Source organism: Candidatus Pseudothioglobus sp. Uisw_016 (assembly GCF_048087635.1).
In the GTDB taxonomy this organism is placed as follows: Bacteria; Pseudomonadota; Gammaproteobacteria; order PS1; family Pseudothioglobaceae; genus Pseudothioglobus.
This window is the reverse complement of sequence record NZ_CP159806.1, coordinates 624,483-647,641: the sequence shown is the minus strand read 5'-3', so window position 1 is coordinate 647,641 and position 23,159 is coordinate 624,483. Positions and strand designations below refer to the sequence as shown.

The following is a 23,159-nucleotide window of genomic DNA, read 5'->3' as shown; positions in this document are numbered from 1 at the left end:
GCCTATTATCGCTGGAAAAGAGCCTGCTAGACTTTTTTAGAAGGATTACTTATTCGCCCATTCACAAAGATTTGTAAGTACTGGAATACCTGACTTTCCATAAGAGGTTAATGAGTACTCTACTTTTGGAGGGATAACCTCATAAACCTTACGATTAACAAGATTGTCTTCTGCCATCTCCTTCAATTGCTTAGAAAGCATTTGCTGAGTAATACCCCCAATTGATCTTTGAAGTTCACCAAAACGCATTTTTTTTTGTGATAAATGCCATAGAATACAAAGCTTCCATTTGCCGCCAATTAACTTGATAGCAACGGTTGTAGGAGATTCATTATTTATATTTTTACTCATATAAGTATGATTTTATATAGTAGTATTAAAAATATGTGTACTTGTATATTTGCAATATACCACTAAAATACCTATCTTACAATTTATTCAACACATAAGGGTATAAAAAATGAAATCACTAATGATGACAAAATATGGCGATGCAGGTACAAGCTTAAAAGTGCAAGAAGTACCTATTCCTAATTTTGGTAAAAATCAAATACTTATTAAAACTCATTCTGCAAGCTTTAATCCGATTGATTATAAGATTCTTAGAGGTGACTTTAAGGCTATGGGAAAGATACAATTTCCTAAGGGCATTGGAAGAGATGTCAGCGGCATTGTTGAAAAAGTCGGGAAAAATGTAAAAAACTTCAAAGCTGGAGATAAAGTATATTCAAGAATAGCAGAGGACTTTGTTGGAACTATGGCAGAGTATGTGATTTCAAATGACAACGATGCCGCCCTCATTCCTTCAAATCTTAGCTTTGATGAATCTGCTAGTATACCTTTGGCTGGTCTTACCTCATATCAGGCGCTTGTAGATGTGGCAAAACTATCTTCTGGAGAAAGTATTTTAATACACGCTGGATCTGGAGGAGTTGGCACTATTGCCATTCAACTTGCAAAACATCTAGGGGCAAATGTGACCTCTACCACAAGCACTAAAAATGTTAAATTGGTGAAGGATTTAGGCGCAGATAAAGTTATCGATTACACAAAACAAAGCTATCTTGATGAAGGTGCTAAGTTTGATGTTGTGTTTGATACTTTGGGAGGCGAACACACACTTAACGCATTTAAAGTTTTAAAAGATGGTGGTCGGGTAGTATCTATATCAGGAGCTCTTGATAGCATTACTGCAAAACAGTTTGGCCTAAACAAGTTTGTACGTTTAATTTTAGCTTTCCAAGCTAGAAAAGTTACCAAGGCGGCTGCAAAAATGAACGCAATGTATCGGTTTCTATTCATGTCATCGAGTGGCGCTCAGCTGAAAAAGATAGCAAAATTATATGAGTCTGGCTCAATCAAGCCAGTGATAGACAAAACGTATGATTTTAAGAGTAGCATCCAAGCGCTTGAGTATCTATCGACAGGCCGTGCCAAAGGGAAAGTTATTGTGAAGATAGTAGAATAAGTTTAAGCCCAGTTATAATCGAATTTCCCTCTAACTTATAGCTAGGGGGAAATTTGTCAATGCTAGAAATAATAATTAGCTATGCCGTATGTATAAAGCCCAGTAAAGATTATATTAATCCATTTCAGTTGTTTTTCAGAATGAAGCCAAGCACAGTAAACCCAGATTAAGCAAAAAGGAAGTCCAATAAACATTGTGTAGGGATACAGGTCATTGATAATTGCAATTGTACTGAGGATGCCTAGGAATAATGCTAACCACTTCAACTGTTGTTCATATTTAGCAAATCGCATCACTCAAGTCTTTCCTAGAAAAAATAGGATTATATGCCAACTTGGACTAGATTTAAAATTTAGTTTAATTTTTGAGAAATAAGTTATTGTTGATTACTCAGATTAATGTCCTCTACTAGTGTCTAAAAATTAAAAATTTGAGATCGTAATAGTGTATATTTTCCTTAAGTTAGATTAGGCATTAACATTAACTGAACTCATTAATGGATAAGAATATGAACAAAATAATTAATCCAAAGAATCACAAAAATCTATATTTTGCTATAGGATTTACTTTAGTATTTATCTTGTACATATCATTTGTTTGGGTGCCTCTAAGTAGCTGCTTCAGCATAGATATTGGGATAAAATCACTTGGTCTTGCTAATTATAATATAGAGATGGTTCAAGGTTTTTTTCAGGCAAGGGACCAGGCTCAACTTTTTTGCTATAGCCAATTCCTTAAGTTTTGGGACGTAATTTTTGCCGTTATTTCTACTGCGATGTTTGGCTCTTGGATTGTGTATTTCTTTAAAAGCAAGCGTCTATTATTAGTAGCTCCTACTGTCCTTGGTATGATCGCCGATTGGTCTGAGAATTTTCTTGAATTATTGATGTTAAAAACTTATTCAATTTCAGGCGCAATATCTGAAACTTTGGTTTCATTGGGCTCTGGACTTAACATATTTAAATTGACAATGTCAGGCCTGACTTGGTTGATCATCCTTGTTGGAATAATACTTGCCTTAAAAACTTTCCTAACCAAGCCTAAACTAACTTAATAAACCAGTTCAGACAAACGAATGAGGAGTTTATTTTCACTTTGGAGAATAAGAGTTTTAAAGATTATTTAACATTAAATTTAAATACAATCTCTCTATCAAATGCTGCCTCATCTAGAGGAAGTGGAAGAGGCGATGATTTGAAGACTGCTCTTCTGATGGACGCCCCAAATTCTTGTGCATTGTTTTTTGACATTTCAGGTAAAGCACACCCTAGAATTTTTACGCTCTCTACAGCGCCATTCTCAGCTTGATTAATTAGCACATCACAACTCCAACTGTCTTCAGCCCCTTCATAGCGCCAAAACGCCTTAATATTTGCTTCAACACTCTTAATGTAGGGTGACTTTAAAGTACTCATTCGAGATGAGCTTTGTTCTACTTCAGAATCTTTATTAAGCCCGTTCCTTTGTCTTTCAAACTCTTCATTTCTTTTTGTTAATGCCTCAATACGAATTGCTTGTTCTTCAGGATTTAGCTTTGACATTTGACATATGAAATTTAATAAGATTTCATAACCAGTGTTTGGCTCATAGTATTCCCAAGAACTAACCATATTATTTTCAATACCTTCACCCTCTCCCATAGGCATTGAAAAATTAACTCGTTTATTAACTTTAAACCCCTTTAAATTACAATCACCCTGAGCATTAGATTTGGCACTCCCATCAGTCCATGAATCCATATAAAGCCAATAAATGAAGCCTTCTCGCTCTTCCAGTGTTTCAAAGTCGATATATAAAGAGGAATTATTACCTGGCAGTACAGTTGTCCACTCACCATAAGCGCTGAATGAGAGTATTAGAGAAGACAATAATAAGAGTAGTCTATTTTTCATAGTGATTATTCTAAATGGAACATATAAATGATAGATGAAGATTAGGAGTTATTTAGATAAAGATGACTACTTAGATAAGTCTGAACAAAGTCTAAACTCTTTTCAAATACTTAACCTCTGGCAGCTGAGATAGCTTTTTGAGGACTGTATCGAAGGAATAGAGCTATAGCAAGGATAAAAGCAACACCTTCTGCGATTGAAAGAGCGGCAATAAAACGGAAATCGGATAGTAAGCTATAAAAAAGTATTAATAGACCAGTTGGAAGAATCAATCCCCGACTCATCGCTAGAAGCGCAGACTGAAAAGGAAGATGAATAGCCGTTAAGTAGCCAGTTATCATCATATTAAAGCCAGCAAAAATAAAAATTGGCCAAACATAAGTTACAAATTCTAAAGCCAATGCCACAGTCTGCTCGCTATCCTTCTCATTAACAAATAGATAAATCAAAGGCTCGCTTGCTGTTACCAATACAGTTATAAAAAATACACTTAATAAGGCAACTATAACGCAAGCAGTTTTAAGAAAGGCTCGAGTGCGCTGTGCATTTTGAGCTCCATAATTTTGAGAAATCATGACCTGACTTGTGTCCTCGATGGCAAAGAACATCATAAAGCCTGTCATCAACATATAGTTTACAACAGTAATCGCGGCAACGCCGTCAACTCCAGCGCGCTGAATCAGCATCCAGTTAAAAATAAAGGCAATAATAGCGCCTGATACCTCATTAATAAATTCAGAAATTCCGTTGTATGCCGCCTGGAATACTTCCATCCAGTTGTTCTGTCGAAAACTAAAACTTAAGGTCCTTTCTGGCATGAAAAAATAAAACAGAATAACTAATAGCGATAGAACTTCGGATATGCCTGTTGCCCACGCTGCGCCAGTTAATCCCCAATCATAAACTGCAATAAATAAATAGTCGAGTGCTATATTAACTACTGCACCAACTCCGAGCGCAATGGCCGCAAGGTTAGGTAAGCCATCCAAACGGATAAAGAAATACAGAGGAATAATAATCAACTGGAAAATGACAAATGGCATGATGATGCGGTAATACTCACTCATCACTGGGAATAGTTCTTTAGTAGCACCGAGACCCGAAAATATCTGCTCTTCAAATACTAGGGTCAGAGTAATGGATGCAATACCATAGAGAGTCATAAAAATTAGCGACTTACTGAAAATTGAAGATGCAGCTGTCTTATTTCCCTCACCAAGATACTTTCCACCTCGAACTGAGCCTCCAATCGACATCATCATACTAACGCCGAATAGGAGAGTAATTATTGGAATAATAAGATTAACTGCAGCTAGAGCAGTAATACCCACATAGTTTCCAATAAAAATGCCATCCACCAATGAGGAAGATGTCATGGCAATTAAGCCGAGAACAGAGGGAATCAGATACCTAACGAACGTAGGGAAAATCTCACCATTAAGAGCGTCATTATATTTGCTTAGATCAACATTCATCTGAACTCAAATCTGTGTTTTAAATGAATGCCATTTTCACACAATTTACTCCAAGTGATGAGATCTTGTAATTTATTTAAAAATAGTAGAATAGGCCCTCATAATAAAACATAACCTAATCTTATATATACTATAATAATCCGAAAATTAAATTTAAAAAAATGTTCATAAACTTAAAAAATTTTAAGAAATCTCTAAAAAAATACTCAAAAGAAGGTCCATTTGATCACTGTGTGATTGATGATTTTTTTGAATTAGAAATTGCAAAAAATCTTGAAAAGGATTTTCCTGAATATAATTCAGATTTTTGGTTTGAACATAACAATGCTATTGAAGTAAAAAAACTTTCTAATAATTGGAATGTTTTTCCACCTACTACATATCAAGTATTTAGTTATCTGAACTCTTCTAAATTTATATCTATATTAGAGAAAAATATTTCTATTAGTACTAAACTATATCCTGATATTGGTTTAAATGGTGGGGGCTGGCATATCCACAAACCAGGAGGAAGATTAAATACTCATTTAGACTACTCAGTCCATCCAAAGTTAAATCTCCAAAGAAAATTAAACATTATTGTTTATCTCAATTCAAACTGGGAGACTAGCTGGAAAGGATCTTTAGGGCTTTGGGGAAATGAAAGCCCAATAAAACCTGGAAAGCTAATAAAAACTATTACTCCAAAATTTAATAGGGCAGTTATATTTGATACTACTCAAAATAGTTGGCATGGTTTACCTGAATTAGTTCAATGCCCAGAAGGCGAATGCAGAAAGAGCATAGCGATCTATTATCTTTGCGATTTAACTCCTAGTATATCTAAAAGAGAAAGGGCTCTTTTTAGTCCAAATGAAAATCAAAAAACAGATCATGAAGTCCTAAATCTAATTAAATCAAGATCATTAATTAAAAATCCTAATAAAGTACCTTATTAGAAGCAAACATAATGATTAAAAGGTTAAAAAATTATGAATAAAGCGCTAATTTCAGTTGCCATACCTGCATACAACTTACCTGAATATACTGCAAAAACTATCGATTCTATAATGTCGCAGACTTATCGGCCAATAGAAATAGTAATTTCAGATGATAACTCCCCCATTAGTCTAAAACCCCTAGTAAAGGCAAAACAAGACAAATGTGATGCGGGGATAAATATAAAATATTTTAGGCAGCAAATAAATCTTGGGTACTACGGGAATTTACAGTTTGTTCAAAATGAAGCTGTTGGCAAATATTTAGTATTGTTGGATCATGATGATTGGCTAATTGATCATGATTTTTTTACAGAGTCAATAAATGCTATGGAGAGTAAATCGGACTGTTTTATTAGCTTCTGTAATTCACTACATGAAAAATCAACACATCCTTTTCTTGATATCTATTATGAAAATTGGCATTATATAAATGGTGGTGTTTATATTAAAAATAACCTATTTAATGACCTCACTCCTGCTCGAGGTGCTGTAATAATGCGGCTTGATAAACTCAGGGATCTTAACTATAAAAATTACTTTATTGATAATGCTTCTGTAAAAAAGATAAGCATCTATCCTGACGAGGCGTTTGTAGCAATTTACCTTCTTGCCTCTTTAGGTTCTGTTGCAGTATCAGGCCGAATGGTTAGTATAGAAGGTGAACCAATTGGAAGTAACTCAACAACTATAGAGTGGGAAAGTGAATCATATGGGATTAAAGCATTCGCTCAATACTTTATGTTGTACGAATATTTTAAAAAAATTAACTTCCATGAAGGAGCTGAAGTTATGTTTCAAAATTTGGTAAATATTCATCTAGTATCTAAATTTAATATTGCTTTACTTCGATACTTAAAATTTCAAAAGTTAGCCATAGTTTTTATGTCAATCAGTTTTTTAAAATATTGTATTCGACTCTTATTTTCATTACCAAAAAAGCTATTTATCAAGCTAAAAATCTTGGTAACAGGAATGATTCGTAAGATTTTTAAATTTTAAATAAAACTTGCAGTTGAGATAATTCCCACTATTTGTGAAACTCAAAGTACTCTTTATTGCAATCTTCGATTCTTATATCTTCATGAGTCCATAGAATGGTACTTGCATCAGAAGCATGATTGTAATCTACATAGTAGTTATATTTATTAATCATAATTACCTGTTAGAAATCTTCACAAAAATATCATAAGTTTCTAAAGTTTCATTATTATTTTTATTTGCATTTAAGCTATAATTTTGGTTTTCTTTTATCTACAGGTCGAGGTGGGACAGTTTGACCAATATTATCAAGCCTTTTATCAGCAGGGGTCCATGTAAAAAAAATTTGGAGTCTTTTTTTATGAATTTCTTTCATATTTTTAATTAAAAAAATTAAAAAGCCACTAAATAAGCTCCAAGATCATCATTGTATTAATGTGTGGAGCAAATGTTCGGAGGATTTTTGTAATATTCGGAATAATACTACTCCGAACATAATCAGTCTAACTATAGGAACTATAAGAAACTACAATTAAATTGAATAAACTATTACAGCCCTTTTAAACAAAGGACTGAGAAGTGGATTAAACTGGATTCAACTAGGCTAAAACTAGTAAGATGGCGGAGCGGACGGGGGTCGAACCCGCGACCTCCTGCGTGACAGGCAGGCGTTCTAACCAACTGAACTACCGCTCCAATTTTTTGGTGGGCGCTACAAGACTTGAACTTGTGACCCTCGCCTTGTAAGGGCGATGCTCTCCCAACTGAGCTAAGCGCCCAAAAAAAATGCCCGAATCACTTCAGGAATCGGGCATATTATACTGGCAAAAATCTATTTAGTTAACAGATTCCTTTAATAATTTTCCTGCTTTGAATGCTGGAGCATTTGAAGCTTTAATTTGAATTGTAGCACCTGTTTGTGGGTTACGACCACTGCGAGCTGCACGAGCTCTAACAAGGAAACTACCAAAACCTGTAATGGCAACAGAATCACCTTTTGCTAATGCACCAGTAATAGCACTAGTTGTTGCTTCTAAAGCACGAGCTGCGTCTGCCTTAGAAAGTCCTGAGTTATCAGCAATGGCTGAAACTAAATCTGATTTATTCATTGTTCGTATTCCTTATATGTTTATAAATTTAATAAAAACCAATATATATTATGGCGTTCAAAATGAATTATACATCAATAAACCCCTGTCTCAAGCCATATCTAGCAATAAAATATAAATAAAATATTGCATAGTATGTAATTTTAATAAAAATACTCTAACTTTCAATGGATTTCAAGTGAATAGCGAATTTTTCTTCCCAAACATTTTGATTAATTTCTCCAATATGCTTATAAAGAATAACGCCTTCTTCATTAACTAAGAAAGTCTCAGGTGTTGCATAGACCCCAAGATCCATTCCAATCTTACCAGTTGGATCAAATATAATTTCATCAAAAGGATTGCCCATTATTTCTAGATACTTTGCACCATTTTCCCTTGTGTCTTTGTAGTCAATCCCAATCATTTGAAGGTTTGTGTTTTTTGCTATATTCATAATCATTTGATGCTCTTTTCGGCAGGTAGTGCACCATGACGCCCAAACATTTACTAAAGTCATATTACTAGCAAGCAGTTCTGAAACTACAATGGTTTCATCTGTGTAAAAATCTTTACCTTGAATACTAGGAAACATTTTTCCTAGAAGTGGTGAAGGCAGTTTGCTTGGATTTGAGTTAAGACTCAAAAACAAGAACACTGCAATAATAATAAAAACAATTAATGGAATTAGTTTTTTCATTCTTTTGCCTCAATCGATTGTAATGCCGCAGCAACCTCAGGTGGCATATAGTTTTCATCATGCTTTGCTAAGACTTCAGTTGCTAAAAAAATATTTTTACAAGACCATCCTTTTCGCACGCAAGACACTGAACCAGTAGCAACTATCCCCTGCCCTTCCCTAAATAAGTCCGGCAAAATTCCATCATAAATAACTTTTATAGATTTATTGTTATCTGTCACCATAAAGCTCACCTTCATGTCCTGCCTTTGAACGCTATCATTTTCAACAAGTCCGCCAACTCTAAAACTTTTTCCAATTGGCGCCTTCCCATTAGCTACATCAGTTGGCGTATAGAAATATAAAAGATTTTCATTAAACGCTTTGATGCCTAAATAGCCAGCTGAAAACACGCCAAATAAAAGAAGCGCAACAAGAAGCATACGGTTTTGTCTTCGAGTCATTATTTTCTTGAATACTTATTTTGTAGATTGATTAAGGTTTTTTTATGATTCCTACTAGCACTTAAGAACAGCGTAATAACTGTTAACGCAGAAACGCCGTATGCTAGCCAAACATAAAATGCATATTTACCATAAGGAAGAAAGGAAAAATACTCTACCATTGTCATGAGACTGCTCCAGTAACTTCTTCTTGAACCCACCGCGAATTTTGCTCACGAATTAAAACCTCAGTTCTAGCTTTAATAGCCACTAATAATGCATAAAGGAATATAGAGGCAATGAACATTAGCGCTAGAGCAATTTGCATATCAGGATCTTTTAAACCACCAGTACCAACTGAGTAACCCTGGTGAAGTGTATTCCACCATTTAACTGAGTAATGAATAATGGGTAAATTTACCAAACCAACTAACGCTAGGATTGAGCTTGATTTAGCCGCAGTTCGTGGGTTATCAAACGCATTATTTAGAGACATATAAGCCAAATATAAAAAAAGCAAGATAAGCTCTGAGGTTAGCCTTGCATCCCAAACCCACCAAGCTCCCCACATTGGCTTTCCCCAGACAGCTCCTGTCACTAATGCAATAATTGTAAAGGCAGCACCAATAGGGGCTGAAACCTTTGCAACTACTTCAGCCATCTTAATCTGCCAGATAAGTCCAATACCTCCAGCAATAGCCATAATTGCATAAACCATCATTGATAAAATCGCACTAGGTACATGAATAAAAATAATTCTGTAGCCATCTCCTTGTTGATAATCGGCAGGAGAAACGATAAGCGCCCAGTATAGACCAATAACTAAAAAACCAATAAATGGCCAAAAAAACCAAGGGGTTAAGTTGGAACAGGTTTGGTAAAAAATTTTAGGAGACGACTGTCTTTGAATCCATTTCCACATAACTAAAAAAAGCTAAAAAAAAGATTTTATTTTAATGATTTTTGAGCGACGTTGTTTCGTAAATATATTGGTTGTGGGAGTTCAAATGTTGGGTTTTGGCCCGACTCAATTGCATGAATCGACAAATCTACCAATTCGGATGCCTCGGGGCATATAGTAAGGTCAGTTACCTCAACATTAGAGGCTGTATGTAATTGATCATAATGAACTGCCCATCCTGTCCCTACCCCCACAAAATCATCTCCTAAGCAATCAACATCTTCAGGGCCACAAATTTTCATTTTATTAATAGCACCATGATCATAAACTGCCCAGTAAACCTCTCCCATACGAGCATCAAGCGCAATGGCAATTTTCTCTTTTTTAAGTATTTTAGACGCCCTAAATCCTAATAATTCAAGTGTTGAAAAACCAATGGTAGGAATACTGCAAGAAAGCGAAAGCCCCTGCACAACGCCAATACACATTCTCACGCCTGTAAAAGCACCTGGACCTTTTGAATATGCAATTAAATCGATTTCTTTTAATTGTCTTCCTGATTCATGAAAAACTTCGTCACAGAGTTTCAGGATGTGTCCAGAACTTTTTTCAACGTTTGTTAGGACTCTACTGATCCTTACTCCAGAAGAATATAATGTCACCGATGCCACCTCAGTGCAAGTATCTATAGCAAGTATATTCATCAAATTATTTTTTTATAGTTTTTATGCATCGACAAAATCATTTCAACACGCTTTTTAAGGCGATCAGGAAAATTCGCAGGATTGTAATAAGAAGGGCCTTTTAATAAGGCAACAAGCGTTGCCATTTCCTTTAAATTTAAGCTACTTATATCTTTGTTAAAATAGTGCAAGCTTCCACTAGCAAAGCCATGAAAAGCAGTGGAGCCTTGTTGGGCTAAATATACAGTATTCATATATCTCTCAAGAATGAATTTTTTGTCATATGACAGCTCTAATAAGATTGCCATCAAAGACTCTTTAGTTTTTCTTGTTAGTGTTTGTTCTCTTGAGAGTAGTGAATTTTTTATCAGCTGTTGGGTTATTGTGCTTGCACCTCTAAGCTCTTTTTCATCGAATAAATACCCATATAAAACTCTTAATATTTCCTTAAAGTCAACACCGTGATGATTAAAAAATGATTGATCCTCAACCAATAAAAGCATATTAACTAAATCTTTAGGGTAATCATCAAAAGAATACTGAGCTTGAATTACATCCTCTATTGACTCTATATCTGAAGAAAATTCAGCCTTAACTAAACTATTTAAATACAAAGCATACGAAATAAAAATAACAACACATAATAATAGTATTCGTTTAATCCATGAACTAGTAATTGGTTTCATTTTTTATACTTATAATTTTATTAGCGTCAGTAAACACACTATTTTCAAGTAAGCTCGAGCAAGAAGAATGAAGCCAGTTAAAGTTAGAGCTCTTAGCAATCTTGTGAGCGTTTTTTGGATTAACACCAGAGCCAGGCATAATTTCGATTTTACCCAAAGCTCTTATGTGCATATCATTGAGGACTGATAGACCTTCATTAGCCGTTTTAAAACCTCCTGAGGATAAAATACAATCAAAACCTAAATTAGTAGCAATGTCTACTGCTTCGACTGGATCAGCTAATGTGTCAATAGCTCTATGTAATGTCTTTTTTAATCCAAAGGCATGCTTGACAAGCTTCTCAAGAAAAATTTGGTCAATCTCCCCATTGACTAACGTAGCACCAAAAACAACACCTTCAAAGCCAAAGGAACGAGCCATATCAATATCGCTTTTCATTTGTCTTAAATCTATGGAAGAATAATGAAAATTACCACGTTTTGGGCGAATCATAACACGCACAGGAATTTCAGCATGTGAAGCATGTTTCATTAAATTAACTTCTGGAGTTAGTCCACCATGAATTAGAGAGCTACAAAGCTCTATTCTATCGGCATTGCCCTGAATACAGGCCTCCAAACCAGCTAAATTATCAATGCAAACTTCCAGTTTAGTTTCCATATAGTCAAATATAAATAGAGTTATTTTAAACAGTTCATCTCAATGCCTACATAATACGATAACAACAACAAATAATTGATAAATATAGATTAAGTAGTATAAAATACCCCCTTCCTTGCTTGATCAGCTTAAGTTGGCAAGCTTTTTTTAACCCATAAGGAGATGTTAATGAGACATTATGAAATAACCCTCATTGTCCACCCTGATCAAAGCTCTCAGGTAACGACAATGATTGAAAAATACAAAGAACTAATCACTTCAGGTGGTGGCATGGTTCACAGAGATGAAGACTGGGGTCGTAAACACCTCGCCTACCCAATCGATAAAATCTATAAAGCACATTATTTAATGATGAATATTGAGTGTGACAAAGATACTCTCGATAAATTGAACTATAACTTCCGATTCAATGATGCTATTCTTAGAAACTTAATAATTTCTAAAAAAGAGGCTATCACTGAACCATCAGTTATGGTTACAGAATCTGACAAAGATAAAGATCATGGTAAAGACAAAACCAAAGATCGTGTTGCTGACAAGAAATAGGAGATTGTAATGGCTAAAAAACAAGTAACTAAAAGACGTAAATTTCAAATCCCTATCAACCGTTTTTGTCGTTTTACAAAAGCTGGTGTTAAGGAAATCGATTATAAAGATGTTGAAACTTTACTAAGAAACATTGACGAGAGTGGAAAAATAACTCCATCAAGAATAACTGGCACAACCGCTAGATTCCAAAGACAGCTTACTACTGCGATTAAACGAGCTAGATTCTTGGCGTTAATTCCATATACTGATAAACACAAAAAATAGGAGGCCTCATGAAAGTAATTTTATTAGAAAAAAATGAAAAATTAGGTAGCCTTGGTGATATTGCAAACGTTAAGTCTGGATATGCCCGAAACTATTTAATTCCTCAGGGAAAAGCTAAGCCAGCAAATAAAGCTAATATGGCTACTTTTGAAACAATACGTGCAGATCTTGAAGCTAAAGAACTTGCAGCAATGACAGATGCTCAATCAAAAGAAACTGCCATGTCAGATGTTGTATGTACAATTACAGCGAATGCAGGTGAAGAAGGAAAACTTTACGGCTCTGTTAGTCCGGCCGATATTGCTGAAAATCTTCTTGCACAAGGCTTTGAGGTTGAAAAAAGAGACATTAATATGCCTGAAGCCATAAGAAATATAGGTGAATATGAAGTTACAGTTTCTCTTTATGCAGAAGTTGTTGTAACAGTTAAAGTAATAGTTATCGCTGCGACCGAAGCAGAATAAGTTAATTCAAATCACATAAGTAAGTTAAAATAAAAAGCCCTTTTTGAGGGCTTTTTATTTTTCTAAACTGCACTAATGGATATTGAAAACCCAAAAATACCGCCAAATTCAATTGACTCTGAGCAATCAGTTCTGGGTGGTCTTTTATTGCATAATGATTCTTGGGATAATGTAGTTAACATAATTAGCTCCGATGACTTCTATCAAGCCTCTCATCGCATCATCTATGACGCAATAGTCATCCTTCTTGAGCATGACAAACCCGCAGACATTCTTACCGTTAAAGAGCAGGTTATTAAGACACATGACGAGGAATCTATTGGAGGTTTTGCTTATCTAGCTCAAATTGCAGAAAACACGCCAAGCGTTTCAAACATTGATGCTTATGCTAAGCATGTAAGAGAGCTTTCAATCTTTAGACAATTAATCAAGATTGGAAGAGAGCTTGCCGATACTGCCTTCCACCCAAAAGATATCGAAGTAAACAATTTACTAGATTTATCTGAAAGAAAAATCTTTGAAATTGCAGAGCAGGTAAGTCGTAATAAACAAGAAATTACAAATGTAAAAGATATTATCAAAGATGTGGTTAATCGCGTTCATGAAATGCAAGAAAAGAAAGGCTTTAAGGGAACTGAGACGGGTTTTTCTGAATTAGACAAATTAACATCAGGACTTCAAAATGGTGATCTTATTATTATTGCAGGAAGGCCAAGTATGGGTAAAACAGCCCTATCAATGAATATTGTAGAACATGTAGCTATTCATAATTCAACGCCTGTTGCGGTTTTTAGTCTTGAGATGCCGATGGAGCAATTAGTAATAAGGATGATTTCATCTTTTGGACGAATAGACTCTAGTAAGTTACGCGATGGTGATATGTCTGAAATTGATTGGAATAGTTTTAATCATGCAGTAAGAGCCTTTGAAGAGAATACAATTTTGATTGATGAAACCCCTTCAATCACGCCAACTGAAATTCGCGCAAAATGTAGAAGACTCAAAAGAAAATATCCTGACCTTGGCTTGATCATGATAGATTACTTACAACTAATGACTGTTCATGGAAAATCAGAAAATAGAGTTCAAGAAATCTCAGAAATTTCACGCTCATTAAAAGCACTTGCTAAAGAAATTAATGTTCCAGTGATTGCACTCTCTCAGCTTAATCGAGGTGTAGAGTCGCGCACAAAAACTGGGAAAGGAAGAATACCTCAAATGGCTGATTTACGTGAATCTGGCTCCATTGAGCAAGATGCTGATATTATTGGATTTATATATCGTGATGAAGTTTATCATGATGATGCTTATACTAATCCAGAAGAAGTGGGAAAAGCTGACTTAAGAATAGCGAAGCATAGAAATGGTGCGACTGGTAATATAAAACTAGCTTTTGTAGGACAGTATTCTAAATTTGAAGATTTAGCTTTTGAAGATAGATTTCAGGGTGTAAGTGATGATCAAATGGACGCATCCTATGTTAAAAATATGACAAATTTTGATCAAGGCGACTTCTAAAGCATCTTTAAAAAACCTTTCAAACTAGACTCCATGAACTACTCCTTTATTCAAATCAGTGATTGTCACATAGATGATGAAAGAAATGTATGGGGTACTGACTCTCAAAAAAATCTTAGCACTATAGTCAAAAGTATTTCTAATAGAAATTATAACGCACTAATAATTAGTGGTGACTTGGCTCATAATGGAACTACCTCTTCCTACTCAACACTTAAAGACATAATCCAGCCAATCAGTGACAATCTATTTATTCTCCCCGGAAATCATGATAATAAATTAAATTTATCCTCAGCATTTAGTGAGCATTATTTACCAAAACTAACAATTGCTGATTGGGAAATAATTTCTATAGATTCTGTTCAAGAAAATAAAACTAGTGGTTTTTTAAATAAAGCAAAACTTGAATTACTAACTAAAAAAATTTTATCTTCAACTAAAAAATTTATTGTTCTTTGCCTTCATCATCCACCAATTTCTATGGAAAGTGATTGGGATGATAAAAAATCCTTAGAAAATTCAGATGATTTTTTTCATACTATAGATAAGTTTAGTAAAATTAAGGCAGTTATTTGGGGTCACGCTCATCAAAGCTCTGAATTTAATAGGAATAATGTAAAACTCTTTTCATGTCCATCGACTACTCTTCAATTTAATGGTCCTGAAATGATTGGCTATAACCACTTCAATTTGAGTGATAAAGGTGAGATTAATTGTGAGACAGTGTGGCTATGACAAACGATCAAATACTAAATAAATTAATTTATAACCAAAAAAAAGTAACTTACTCAAATATATCTGACATTTTTGAACTTAACTTTAAAAAAATTTCTAGACTTATACCTCTTCTACCTTCTATTAAGGATGACTTTGTTGGAATAAAAAAACCATCTAATGACCTGTTTTTACTTTGTCATGATAAGGCCCCGTATACTGGTACATATACTTTAACTCACAAGATTAAGTCTCAAGAGGTAATTATTAACCGGCCAGATATTTGTTTCAAGATTTATTTTGATGCAAGACTTTTAGAGGTTACCTCAATCTGCAAAGAAACAAGAATTAATGACTCTCATCCTTTAATTACTGACTGTAGTGATTTAGCCTTTCAATTAGAGCTTAATCTCTTCATGCTAAGGTGGCTAGATTATTGTTTGGAAAGGTACAATGGTGCTGAATGGTCAAAAAGCAAATAAAAACTGAAAGCACGAAATTAGTCATTGCAATCTCCTCAAGGGCATTGTTTAATCTTGATTACTCACACCAAATTTTTAAAAATGAAGGCATCAAGGCATACGCAAAACACCAACAAGAAAATGAGCAAGTAGTTCTTGAACCAGGCGTAGGGTTTACTTTGGTTAAAAAATTACTTAAATTAAATAGTAAAACAACGCCAATTGATGTCATCTTACTATCAAGAAATAGTGCTGATACAGGCCTAAGAATTTTTAACTCAATCGAGCATTATGGTTTAAATATTTCAAGAGCAGCGTTTACTCGTGGTGAAAGTACCCACCCTTTTGTTGGTGCCTTTAAAGCGGACTTGTTTCTGTCTAGTAACTATAATGATGTTCAAAAAGCTTTAAAGTCAGGCTATGCAGCTGCATCAATTATTGAGTCAAAATCAAACCATAGTCATCCCTCACAACTCAGAATTGCCTTTGACGGGGATGCCGTTATTTTTTCGGATGAATCTGAAAAAATATTTCAAGAGAAGGGTCTTGAAGCTTTTCATGAAAATGAAGTCCTGTCTGAAAAAATTAAACTAAAAGCTGGTCCATTTAAATCTTTTCTCGTCTCTTTACAAAAAATTCAATCAACATTTCCTGAAGAAAATAATCCTATAAGAACTGCATTAGTTACTGCAAGATCGGCCCCAGCACATAAAAGAGTTATTCACACCATGAGAGAATGGGGGATACGCATAGATGAGTCATTTTTTCTTGGTGGTCTTGAAAAAGGTGTCTTTCTAAGAGAGTTTGGAGCAGATATTTTTTTTGATGATCAGCAGCAGCATTGTGACTCAGCATCTCAGTATGTTTCTACTGGTCATGTCCCAAGTGGAATTAAAAATTTATAGCATTTTAAATAGAACTTAATTATTGCTTAAACTCACCATGAGATTTAATTGGTAAAATACGAATTATTATTATTTAAAGTTTACTGATGTCAAATAAAATCCAAGCCATTCGAGGAATGAATGATCTGTTGCCAGCAGACTCCACCCTTTGGAGTTCTTTGGATGAAACTATTAGTAATCTCCTTATCTCTTACGGCTATAAATATTGCCGCACTCCAATTGTTGAAAGTACTGAAACTTTTTCTCGTGCAATTGGAGAAGTTACAGACATTGTAGAAAAAGAGATGTACACATGGGAAGACAATAATGGTAACTCTTTAACTTTAAGGCCTGAAGGCACAGCTAGCGTAGTTCGAATGATGATTGAGCATAATTTGCCGCGCGAAGGAATACAAAAGGTTTTTTATAATGGCCCAATGTTTAGGCATGAAAGACCTCAAAAGGGAAGATACCGACAATTCCACCAAGTAGGGGCAGAAGTTTTTGGAGCTTCTGATGCCAAAATTGATGCTGAATTAATATCTATTACAGATTCACTCTGGAAATCTCTTGGAATCAATGCAAGATTAGAAATTAATTCACTAGGTTCAAAAGAAAGTCGATCTGCTTATAGAAATATTCTTACAGCCTTTTTTAATGAAAATATAAGCCAACTGGATGAAGATAGTTTGCGTCGATTAAAAACAAATCCTTTAAGAATTTTGGATAGTAAGAATAAAGACCTTGAGTTATTAATTTCAAATGCCCCCAAAATGATTGATCATTTAGATGATGAATCTAAAGAGCACTTTACTATTTTAAAAACCTATTTAGATAATCTAGATATTCCTTATGAGGTTAACCCAAAACTTGTAAGGGGATTAGACTACTACAATCAAACTGTATTTGAGTGGATTTCAAACGATTTAGGGTCACAAGGCACTATTTGTGGTGGTGGGAGATATGATGGTTTAGTTGAAAAAATGGGTGGTAGTCCTACACCAGCAATTGGCTTTGCAATGGGCTTAGAGAGAATAGCTCTTCTAATTCAAGACAAAAAAAGTCAGATTGTTATCAAGAGATGTCAACTCTATTTTGTTACCCTAGGTGATAAAGCGCAGATTGAGTCAATGAAGCTGTCCAAAAAAATTCTTCAGGCACTCCCTAACATCACACTTAGTAATGACTTAAGCATGGGGAGCTTGAAAAGCCAAATGAAAAAAGCAGATAAATCTAATGCTGACTTTGCTTTAATTCTTGGAGAAGAGGAGTTATCAAATAATCAGTTGAGTATTAAGCCCTTAAAAGGCCAAGGAGTCCAGCAATCGATTGAGCTTGAGGGTATCATTCAGCATCTTCAGGAGATATTATGAAAAATTTTATAGAAATTAGCGACACGGAAGAAGAGCAAGTCGACAAAATTAAAAAATGGTGGAATAGTAACGGCAAGCAAATTATTGGTGGAGCTGTTCTTGGTCTTGCAGGAGTGTTTGGCTGGAATTCATATGGTGATTATCAAGATAATCAGGCTTTGAATGCTAGAACTTTATATTTAAGTTATGCTTCAGATTCCACTAATATTGGGGCTTATGATAAGCTTATTAAGGACCACTCTTCAAGCAGTTATACTGATCAAGCAACGTTCTTAATGGCGAAATATTTATTTGAAGCTGGTAATTATGCTCTTGCTCTTGATGCTCTAAAGCCTTTAATAAGTCGTGAAAATGTTGTTATAGCTTCAACTGCCATTTTAAGATCAGCTTCACTTCACTTGCAGCTTGGTGAACATAATGAAGCACTTACAATTCTTGATGTTGATGCTGGGGAAGGATTTTCTGGTCTATTTTACAATCTCACTGGTGATATTTATTTAGATCTTAGTAACAAAGAAGAAGCTAAAAAATACTATAGCCTTGCAATCGAAAATATTACTGCTAACTCAAGCCTTACCCAACTAATTCAGATTAAGTTAGACGATCTGAATTAATATAAATTTTTTAGAAAATTGTGAGCTACCCCATCATCTCATTGGTTGGCAGGCCTAATGTAGGCAAGTCGACACTATTTAATCGTCTTAGCAAGTCTCGTCAGGCGCTTGTTTCTGATTTTGAAGGTCTAACGCGTGATCGTCAATACGTGAATATCGAGCTTGAAGATGACATTCATTGCACAATTGTTGATACTGGCGGTATGACACACGAAGAATCAGTTATTGATTCTGGGATACATGCTCAAGTACTCAATGCACTTAATGAGTCAGATGTAATCTATTTTATTGTCAGCAATAAAGATGGCGTTACTTCTCTTGATCTAGATATTGCTTCTCAGCTGAGAAAACTCAGAAAAAACATTATCTTAGTATGCAATAAGGCCGAAGGGTTAAATAAAAGTTCAGGTGCAGAATTTTATGAACTCGGACTAGGGGATCCTTGCCTTATATCAGCTGAGCATAATCAAGGAATTCCAGATCTCATTGAAAAAACAATTCCTCTTCTTCCCGCTGCAACAGAAGACATAATCCCAGAAGTTAAGGGAATTGCAGTAGCTGTTTTGGGCAGACCTAATGTTGGTAAATCAACACTCATAAACCGTATATTGGGTGAAGAAAGGGTTATGGCGGTCGACCTTCCTGGAACAACTCGTGACTCGATTTTTATCCCTTTTGAGCGAGAAGGTCAGCAGTACACCTTAATTGATACAGCTGGAATAAGGCGCAAAAGAAGTGTCAGCCATAAAGTTGAAATTTTTAGTATTATTAAAGCTAAAGATGCAATTGAAGATTCACATGTTGTGGTTCTAGTTTTAGATGCACACGAAGGCGTGACTGAACAAGATGCTACTCTTTTAGGAATGATAGCGGACAAAGGTCGTGCACTTTTAATAGTAATTAATAAGTGGGATGGTTTGGATGATTATCAAAAAAGTGAAGTAAAAAGAAAACTTGATATTAAGCTTTCATTTATAAATTATGCCTCAGTTCATTATATTTCAGCCCTTCATGGATCTGGTGTTGGAAAATTATTTGGACCCATTAAAAGATCTTTTGAGCATGCTGGCGGAAGACACCCAACTTCACAACTTAATAGAATTCTAGAACAGGCTAATAAAGCCCACTCTCCTCCCCCTGTTGCTGGTAGACGACTTAGATTAAAGTTTGTCAATCAATCAGATGTTTTTCCACCAACTTTTACCTTTCATGGCAATCATGTTGATAGCGTTCCAAGTAGCTATGAGCGTTTTTTAAAGAATTTCTTTATTACATCTTTAAAGCTTACAAATACACCTGTAAAAATCCAGTATAAAAGTGGTGAAAATCCATTTAAAGATAGGAAGAATATTCTTTCAGCCCGACAAGTCCAAAAAAAGAAACGCCTAATGAGATTCGTTAAAAAGAAATAAACTTGAAATGTAACAAAGTTAAAGGTGTGATTATTATTAGAACCTTTTGACTGAGAATTCAGAAATTGGAATTGGGGGCTTAGACTTGGTAATAATCGACTCAACAATTTCTGCGGTAACTGGCGCCAAAGTTAGCCCAATATGACCATGTCCAAAGGCATAAATAATATCATTACCTTTACTAGATTGAGAAATAACTGGCTTACTATCTGGAATTGATGGACGAAAACCCAGCCATTCCCTACTTGGTTTTCCTAAGTCTGGAAAAAAACTTAAAGCTCCTTTTTCTAAGTGGTTTACTCTATGCCTAGAGATTTCTGGACTGAGCCCTCCAAGCTCAACAGTACCAACAACTCTTAATCTTCCAGTCATTGGAGACATATAAAATCCGCTCTCTGCGGAGCAACAAGGTCTATTTAATAATGGATCTTTCATGTCATATTCAACATGGTATCCACGCTCAGCATCTAAAGGAATATTATCCCCAGCCTGTTTTGCAAATTTCTTGGAGTATGCACCAGCCGCTATGACTAGATGTTTGGATATAACTTCTGATTTATCTGCTAAAGTTACCTTAACCCCTTCACTAGTCCTCTCAATTCTATTGGCTGCTTTCTTAATAACCTGACATCCTTTTTTAACACTTGCGTCTAACAATAGTCTTGTCATTTTTCCAGGGTCGCTCATATAAGCTCCATCTGGGAAATAAGATGCACCGCCCTCAGATAAATTCAAATTTGGCTCTAGCTTATTTAGCTCTGATGGGTTTAACATTTCGGCATTTAAACCATACTTCTTCCGATTATTAATATCCTTCAAGCCAGATTCATAGGAAGAATCTGTTTTATATAAGTAGATATTGCCATTACTATTTAATAAAGATTTGCCATTTATCTGATCTGCAAGGTCTTCCCAACGAAGTCGTGAGTTTGCTAAAAGATCTGAAATTGCCTGGGCGTTTTTAGCAGCTTGCTTGGGCATGGATTGGTATAAAAATCTAATCAACCATGGCGCTAATGAGAAAATTTCAGAGCGCCTTACAGAAATAGGGCTATTTTTATTAAACAATAAAGATGGCAGTTTTTTTATAATGTCAGGAGATCCAACAGGAAGGACAGCATATTCAGCTATTGTTCCAGCATTACCGAAAGAGGTTCCAGTTCCCGGCTCTTCAGGATCTAAAAGAATTGTCTCTCTGTCAGCATTTAGCATCTTTAGAGCAATGGATAAGCCTATTACTCCTCCACCCAAAATAACTACATCAGTTTTTATCATTGGACAAGATTTTTAATAACGATTGACAATGTTTAAAGTTTAATACAAATAAAACTTAAGAGAGTATTAGATTATGAGCTTGTTTTGCCGCCTTGATAAAACTTTCAAATAAAGGATGTCCATCTCTAGGTGTAGAAGTAAATTCTGGATGAAATTGGCAAGCGACAAACCAAGGATGGTCTTTAATTTCAACCATTTCAACTAACAAGCCATCAGAAGACCTTCCTGAAATTTTAAGGCCTGCCTCTTCAATTTTAGAAATAAGATTATTATTAACTTCGTATCTATGACGATGTCTCTCTACTACTTTATCTGAACCATAAATTTTTTGAGAATGGCTTCCCTTAACTAGCTTACACTCTTGACCACCGAGCCTCATAGTTCCGCCCAAGTGTGACTCTGAATCACGTTTTTGAGTTTTTCCATTTTCATCTTGCCACTCAGTAATAAGCCCAATCACTGGATAACCTGTGTTTTCATCAAATTCTGTACTGTTTGCTCCGTCCATTTGTGCCATATTTCGAGCAAACTCAATTACAGCAACTTGAAGGCCTAAGCAAATTCCTAAGAAAGGAATATTATTTTCACGAGCAAACTGAACTGCTTTAATCTTTCCTTCTATACCGCGTAATCCAAAGCCGCCAGGCACAAGCACTGCGCTCATTTTACTTAAGGCACCAGCACCATTTTTTTCGATCTCTTCAGAATCAAAATAATGAATATTTACCTTTGTCTGCGTATGAACTCCAGCATGAATTAGGGCTTCTGATAAAGATTTATATGACTCTGTTAAATCCATATATTTTCCAACCATAGCAATATCGACGCTATGATTAGGCCTCTCTAACTTTGAAACAACATTCTTCCACTCTGACAAGTCTGCTGCACCGCATTTAAGTCCCAATTTTGATACAACAACATCATCAAGACCCTGCTCATGAAGATCTTCAGGAACCTTGTAAATAGTATCCTTATCCAAAGACATAAAAACTGAATTTTCAGCAACATTTGTAAATAAAGCAATCTTCTTACGATCTGAATCTTCTAGTGCATACTCTGATCTGCAAATAAGGATATCTGGCTGAATTCCAATACCTCGAAGCTCTTTTACAGAGTGCTGAGTTGGTTTAGTCTTTAGCTCACCTGCGACCTTAATATAAGGAAGAAGCGTTAAATGAATGAATAAGGTATTCTCACGACCAAGCTCCAAACTCATCTGCCGAATAGCTTCTAAAAATGGAAGGGATTCAATATCACCAGCTGTTCCGCCAATCTCTACAAGGGCTACATCTGCATCTTCAACACCCTCTTTCATTAATTTTTTTATTTCATCAGTAATATGAGGAATAATTTGAACCGTTGCGCCAAGATAATCACCTCTTCTCTCACGCTCTATGACATTTTGATACACCCTTCCAGCTGTAAAGTTGTTCTTTTTCCCAAGTTGAGTTCGAACAAATCGTTCATAGTGGCCTAAATCTAGATCAGTTTCAGCACCATCATTTGTGACAAAAACCTCACCATGTTGAAATGGACTCATTGTTCCAGGGTCAACATTTATGTAAGGGTCTAATTTAAGAAGAGTAACATTAAGGCCTCGTGTTTCTAGAATTGAAGCCAGCGAAGCGGAGGCTATCCCCTTACCTAAAGAAGAAACAACACCACCAGTTATAAAGATGTATTTTGTCATGTAAAAC

General features: G+C 35.2%; 29 protein-coding genes and 2 tRNA genes. 14 read left to right on the top strand and 17 right to left on the bottom strand.

Translation table 11 applies throughout. The features are described from left to right. Nucleotides 1-45: 45 nt before the first annotated feature. A complete protein-coding gene (locus ABXT69_RS03235; RefSeq protein WP_271541207.1) occupies nucleotides 46-351 on the bottom strand; it encodes a winged helix-turn-helix transcriptional regulator in 306 nt (101 codons plus the stop codon). Between the two features lie 109 nt (nucleotides 352-460). On the opposite strand from ABXT69_RS03235, the gene ABXT69_RS03230 reads away from it, so the two are divergent. After that, nucleotides 461-1,468 (top strand): NADP-dependent oxidoreductase, encoded by a 1,008-nt coding sequence (locus tag ABXT69_RS03230; protein ID WP_416679145.1) that lies wholly within the window; start codon nucleotides 461-463, stop codon nucleotides 1,466-1,468. Between the two features lie 62 nt (nucleotides 1,469-1,530). Here the strand turns inward: ABXT69_RS03230 and ABXT69_RS03225 are convergent, their stop codons facing one another. Next, complete coding sequence (locus tag ABXT69_RS03225; RefSeq protein WP_416679533.1) at nucleotides 1,531-1,761, bottom strand: peptidase; 231 nt, start codon at nucleotides 1,759-1,761, stop codon at nucleotides 1,531-1,533. A 215-nt stretch (nucleotides 1,762-1,976) separates the two neighbouring features. Here ABXT69_RS03225 and ABXT69_RS03220 point away from each other — a divergent pair, with 215 nt between their 5' ends. After that, the gene (locus tag ABXT69_RS03220) at nucleotides 1,977-2,522 is read left to right on the top strand and encodes a hypothetical protein (protein WP_416679143.1); all 546 of its coding nucleotides are present in this window, start codon (nucleotides 1,977-1,979) and stop codon (nucleotides 2,520-2,522) included. Between the two features lie 64 nt (nucleotides 2,523-2,586). Here the strand turns inward: ABXT69_RS03220 and ABXT69_RS03215 are convergent, their stop codons facing one another. Next, nucleotides 2,587-3,360, bottom strand: coding sequence for a surface-adhesin E family protein (locus ABXT69_RS03215; RefSeq protein ID WP_416679141.1), 774 nt, complete (start codon nucleotides 3,358-3,360; stop codon nucleotides 2,587-2,589). A 110-nt stretch (nucleotides 3,361-3,470) separates the two neighbouring features. Then, on the bottom strand, nucleotides 3,471-4,835 hold the full coding sequence (locus ABXT69_RS03210) for an MATE family efflux transporter (protein ID WP_416679139.1): 1,365 nt from the start codon (nucleotides 4,833-4,835) through the stop codon (nucleotides 3,471-3,473). A 161-nt stretch (nucleotides 4,836-4,996) separates the two neighbouring features. Here ABXT69_RS03210 and ABXT69_RS03205 point away from each other — a divergent pair, with 161 nt between their 5' ends. Together ABXT69_RS03205 and ABXT69_RS03200 are read left to right on the top strand one after the other, a co-directional pair. Next, a complete protein-coding gene (locus ABXT69_RS03205) occupies nucleotides 4,997-5,773 on the top strand; it encodes a 2OG-Fe(II) oxygenase (protein WP_416679137.1) in 777 nt (258 codons plus the stop codon). Between the two features lie 33 nt (nucleotides 5,774-5,806). Further along, nucleotides 5,807-6,814: a glycosyltransferase family 2 protein gene (locus ABXT69_RS03200; protein WP_416679136.1), complete on the top strand. Its 1,008-nt coding sequence runs from the start codon at nucleotides 5,807-5,809 to the stop codon at nucleotides 6,812-6,814. Between the two features lie 229 nt (nucleotides 6,815-7,043). Here ABXT69_RS03200 and ABXT69_RS03195 read toward each other — a convergent pair whose 3' ends face one another. The 11 genes from ABXT69_RS03195 to ABXT69_RS03145 all read right to left on the bottom strand — a co-directional run bounded on the left by ABXT69_RS03195 (nucleotide 7,044) and on the right by ABXT69_RS03145 (nucleotide 11,934). Next, nucleotides 7,044-7,169 carry a hypothetical protein gene (locus tag ABXT69_RS03195; RefSeq protein WP_416679133.1) on the bottom strand — a complete coding sequence of 42 codons (126 nt, stop codon included), beginning with the start codon at nucleotides 7,167-7,169 and terminating at the stop codon, nucleotides 7,044-7,046. Between the two features lie 243 nt (nucleotides 7,170-7,412). Further along, nucleotides 7,413-7,489: transfer RNA gene (locus tag ABXT69_RS03190), tRNA-Asp, on the bottom strand. Nucleotides 7,490-7,496: 7 nt separating this feature from the next. After that, a tRNA-Val gene (locus ABXT69_RS03185) sits at nucleotides 7,497-7,572 on the bottom strand. Nucleotides 7,573-7,629: 57 nt separating this feature from the next. After that, complete coding sequence (locus ABXT69_RS03180) at nucleotides 7,630-7,902, bottom strand: HU family DNA-binding protein (protein WP_416653091.1); 273 nt, start codon at nucleotides 7,900-7,902, stop codon at nucleotides 7,630-7,632. 157 nt (nucleotides 7,903-8,059) lie between these two features. Continuing rightward, entirely contained in the window at nucleotides 8,060-8,581 is a 522-nt protein-coding gene (locus ABXT69_RS03175) for a DsbE family thiol:disulfide interchange protein (RefSeq protein WP_416679130.1), read from the bottom strand. Continuing rightward, the gene (gene ccmE / locus ABXT69_RS03170; RefSeq protein ID WP_271537531.1) at nucleotides 8,578-9,027 is read right to left on the bottom strand and encodes a cytochrome c maturation protein CcmE; all 450 of its coding nucleotides are present in this window, start codon (nucleotides 9,025-9,027) and stop codon (nucleotides 8,578-8,580) included. Before ccmE ends, ABXT69_RS03175 begins: the two co-directional genes overlap by 4 nt. Further along, nucleotides 9,024-9,185 (bottom strand): heme exporter protein CcmD, encoded by a 162-nt coding sequence (gene ccmD, locus ABXT69_RS03165; protein ID WP_416679530.1) that lies wholly within the window; start codon nucleotides 9,183-9,185, stop codon nucleotides 9,024-9,026. Before ccmD ends, ccmE begins: the two co-directional genes overlap by 4 nt. A gap of 2 nt (nucleotides 9,186-9,187) precedes the next feature. Next, a complete protein-coding gene (locus tag ABXT69_RS03160) occupies nucleotides 9,188-9,925 on the bottom strand; it encodes a heme ABC transporter permease (protein ID WP_416679127.1) in 738 nt (245 codons plus the stop codon). A 26-nt stretch (nucleotides 9,926-9,951) separates the two neighbouring features. Continuing rightward, nucleotides 9,952-10,608: a tRNA (adenosine(37)-N6)-threonylcarbamoyltransferase complex dimerization subunit type 1 TsaB gene (gene tsaB / locus ABXT69_RS03155; RefSeq protein ID WP_416679124.1), complete on the bottom strand. Its 657-nt coding sequence runs from the start codon at nucleotides 10,606-10,608 to the stop codon at nucleotides 9,952-9,954. Beyond that, nucleotides 10,608-11,273, bottom strand: coding sequence for a transglycosylase domain-containing protein (locus ABXT69_RS03150; protein WP_416679122.1), 666 nt, complete (start codon nucleotides 11,271-11,273; stop codon nucleotides 10,608-10,610). The genes tsaB and ABXT69_RS03150 overlap by 1 nt, the downstream gene beginning before the upstream one ends. Beyond that, on the bottom strand, nucleotides 11,257-11,934 hold the full coding sequence (locus ABXT69_RS03145) for a copper homeostasis protein CutC (protein WP_416679120.1): 678 nt from the start codon (nucleotides 11,932-11,934) through the stop codon (nucleotides 11,257-11,259). The genes ABXT69_RS03150 and ABXT69_RS03145 overlap by 17 nt, the downstream gene beginning before the upstream one ends. 168 nt (nucleotides 11,935-12,102) lie before the next feature. Between ABXT69_RS03145 and rpsF the strand changes: the two genes are divergently transcribed. From rpsF to der, 10 genes are all read left to right on the top strand, one after another. After that, nucleotides 12,103-12,480, top strand: a complete 378-nt coding sequence (gene rpsF / locus ABXT69_RS03140) for a 30S ribosomal protein S6 (protein ID WP_271537518.1) — start codon at nucleotides 12,103-12,105, stop codon at nucleotides 12,478-12,480. Nucleotides 12,481-12,489: 9 nt separating this feature from the next. Then, nucleotides 12,490-12,747 (top strand): 30S ribosomal protein S18, encoded by a 258-nt coding sequence (rpsR, locus tag ABXT69_RS03135; RefSeq protein ID WP_271537519.1) that lies wholly within the window; start codon nucleotides 12,490-12,492, stop codon nucleotides 12,745-12,747. 8 nt (nucleotides 12,748-12,755) lie between these two features. Continuing rightward, nucleotides 12,756-13,211: a 50S ribosomal protein L9 gene (gene rplI, locus ABXT69_RS03130; RefSeq protein WP_416679118.1), complete on the top strand. Its 456-nt coding sequence runs from the start codon at nucleotides 12,756-12,758 to the stop codon at nucleotides 13,209-13,211. A gap of 75 nt (nucleotides 13,212-13,286) precedes the next feature. Further along, entirely contained in the window at nucleotides 13,287-14,729 is a 1,443-nt protein-coding gene (gene dnaB, locus ABXT69_RS03125) for a replicative DNA helicase (protein ID WP_271537521.1), read from the top strand. Between the two features lie 33 nt (nucleotides 14,730-14,762). Next, entirely contained in the window at nucleotides 14,763-15,464 is a 702-nt protein-coding gene (locus ABXT69_RS03120; RefSeq protein WP_416679117.1) for a metallophosphoesterase family protein, read from the top strand. After that, a complete protein-coding gene (locus ABXT69_RS03115; protein WP_416679115.1) occupies nucleotides 15,461-15,925 on the top strand; it encodes a DUF1249 domain-containing protein in 465 nt (154 codons plus the stop codon). The genes ABXT69_RS03120 and ABXT69_RS03115 overlap by 4 nt, the downstream gene beginning before the upstream one ends. Further along, entirely contained in the window at nucleotides 15,907-16,809 is a 903-nt protein-coding gene (locus tag ABXT69_RS03110; RefSeq protein ID WP_416679114.1) for a 5'-nucleotidase, read from the top strand. Before ABXT69_RS03115 ends, ABXT69_RS03110 begins: the two co-directional genes overlap by 19 nt. A gap of 86 nt (nucleotides 16,810-16,895) precedes the next feature. Continuing rightward, on the top strand, nucleotides 16,896-18,161 hold the full coding sequence (gene hisS / locus ABXT69_RS03105) for a histidine--tRNA ligase (RefSeq protein WP_416679111.1): 1,266 nt from the start codon (nucleotides 16,896-16,898) through the stop codon (nucleotides 18,159-18,161). Further along, on the top strand, nucleotides 18,158-18,775 hold the full coding sequence (locus tag ABXT69_RS03100) for a YfgM family protein (protein WP_416679109.1): 618 nt from the start codon (nucleotides 18,158-18,160) through the stop codon (nucleotides 18,773-18,775). Before hisS ends, ABXT69_RS03100 begins: the two co-directional genes overlap by 4 nt. A 20-nt stretch (nucleotides 18,776-18,795) precedes the next feature. Continuing rightward, entirely contained in the window at nucleotides 18,796-20,187 is a 1,392-nt protein-coding gene (der, locus tag ABXT69_RS03095) for a ribosome biogenesis GTPase Der (RefSeq protein ID WP_416679106.1), read from the top strand. A 36-nt stretch (nucleotides 20,188-20,223) separates the two neighbouring features. Here der and ABXT69_RS03090 read toward each other — a convergent pair whose 3' ends face one another. Together ABXT69_RS03090 and ABXT69_RS03085 are read right to left on the bottom strand one after the other, a co-directional pair. Further along, entirely contained in the window at nucleotides 20,224-21,462 is a 1,239-nt protein-coding gene (locus ABXT69_RS03090) for an NAD(P)/FAD-dependent oxidoreductase (RefSeq protein WP_416679105.1), read from the bottom strand. 55 nt (nucleotides 21,463-21,517) lie between these two features. After that, nucleotides 21,518-23,152, bottom strand: coding sequence for a CTP synthase (locus ABXT69_RS03085; RefSeq protein ID WP_416679103.1), 1,635 nt, complete (start codon nucleotides 23,150-23,152; stop codon nucleotides 21,518-21,520). Nucleotides 23,153-23,159: the final 7 nt, after the last annotated feature.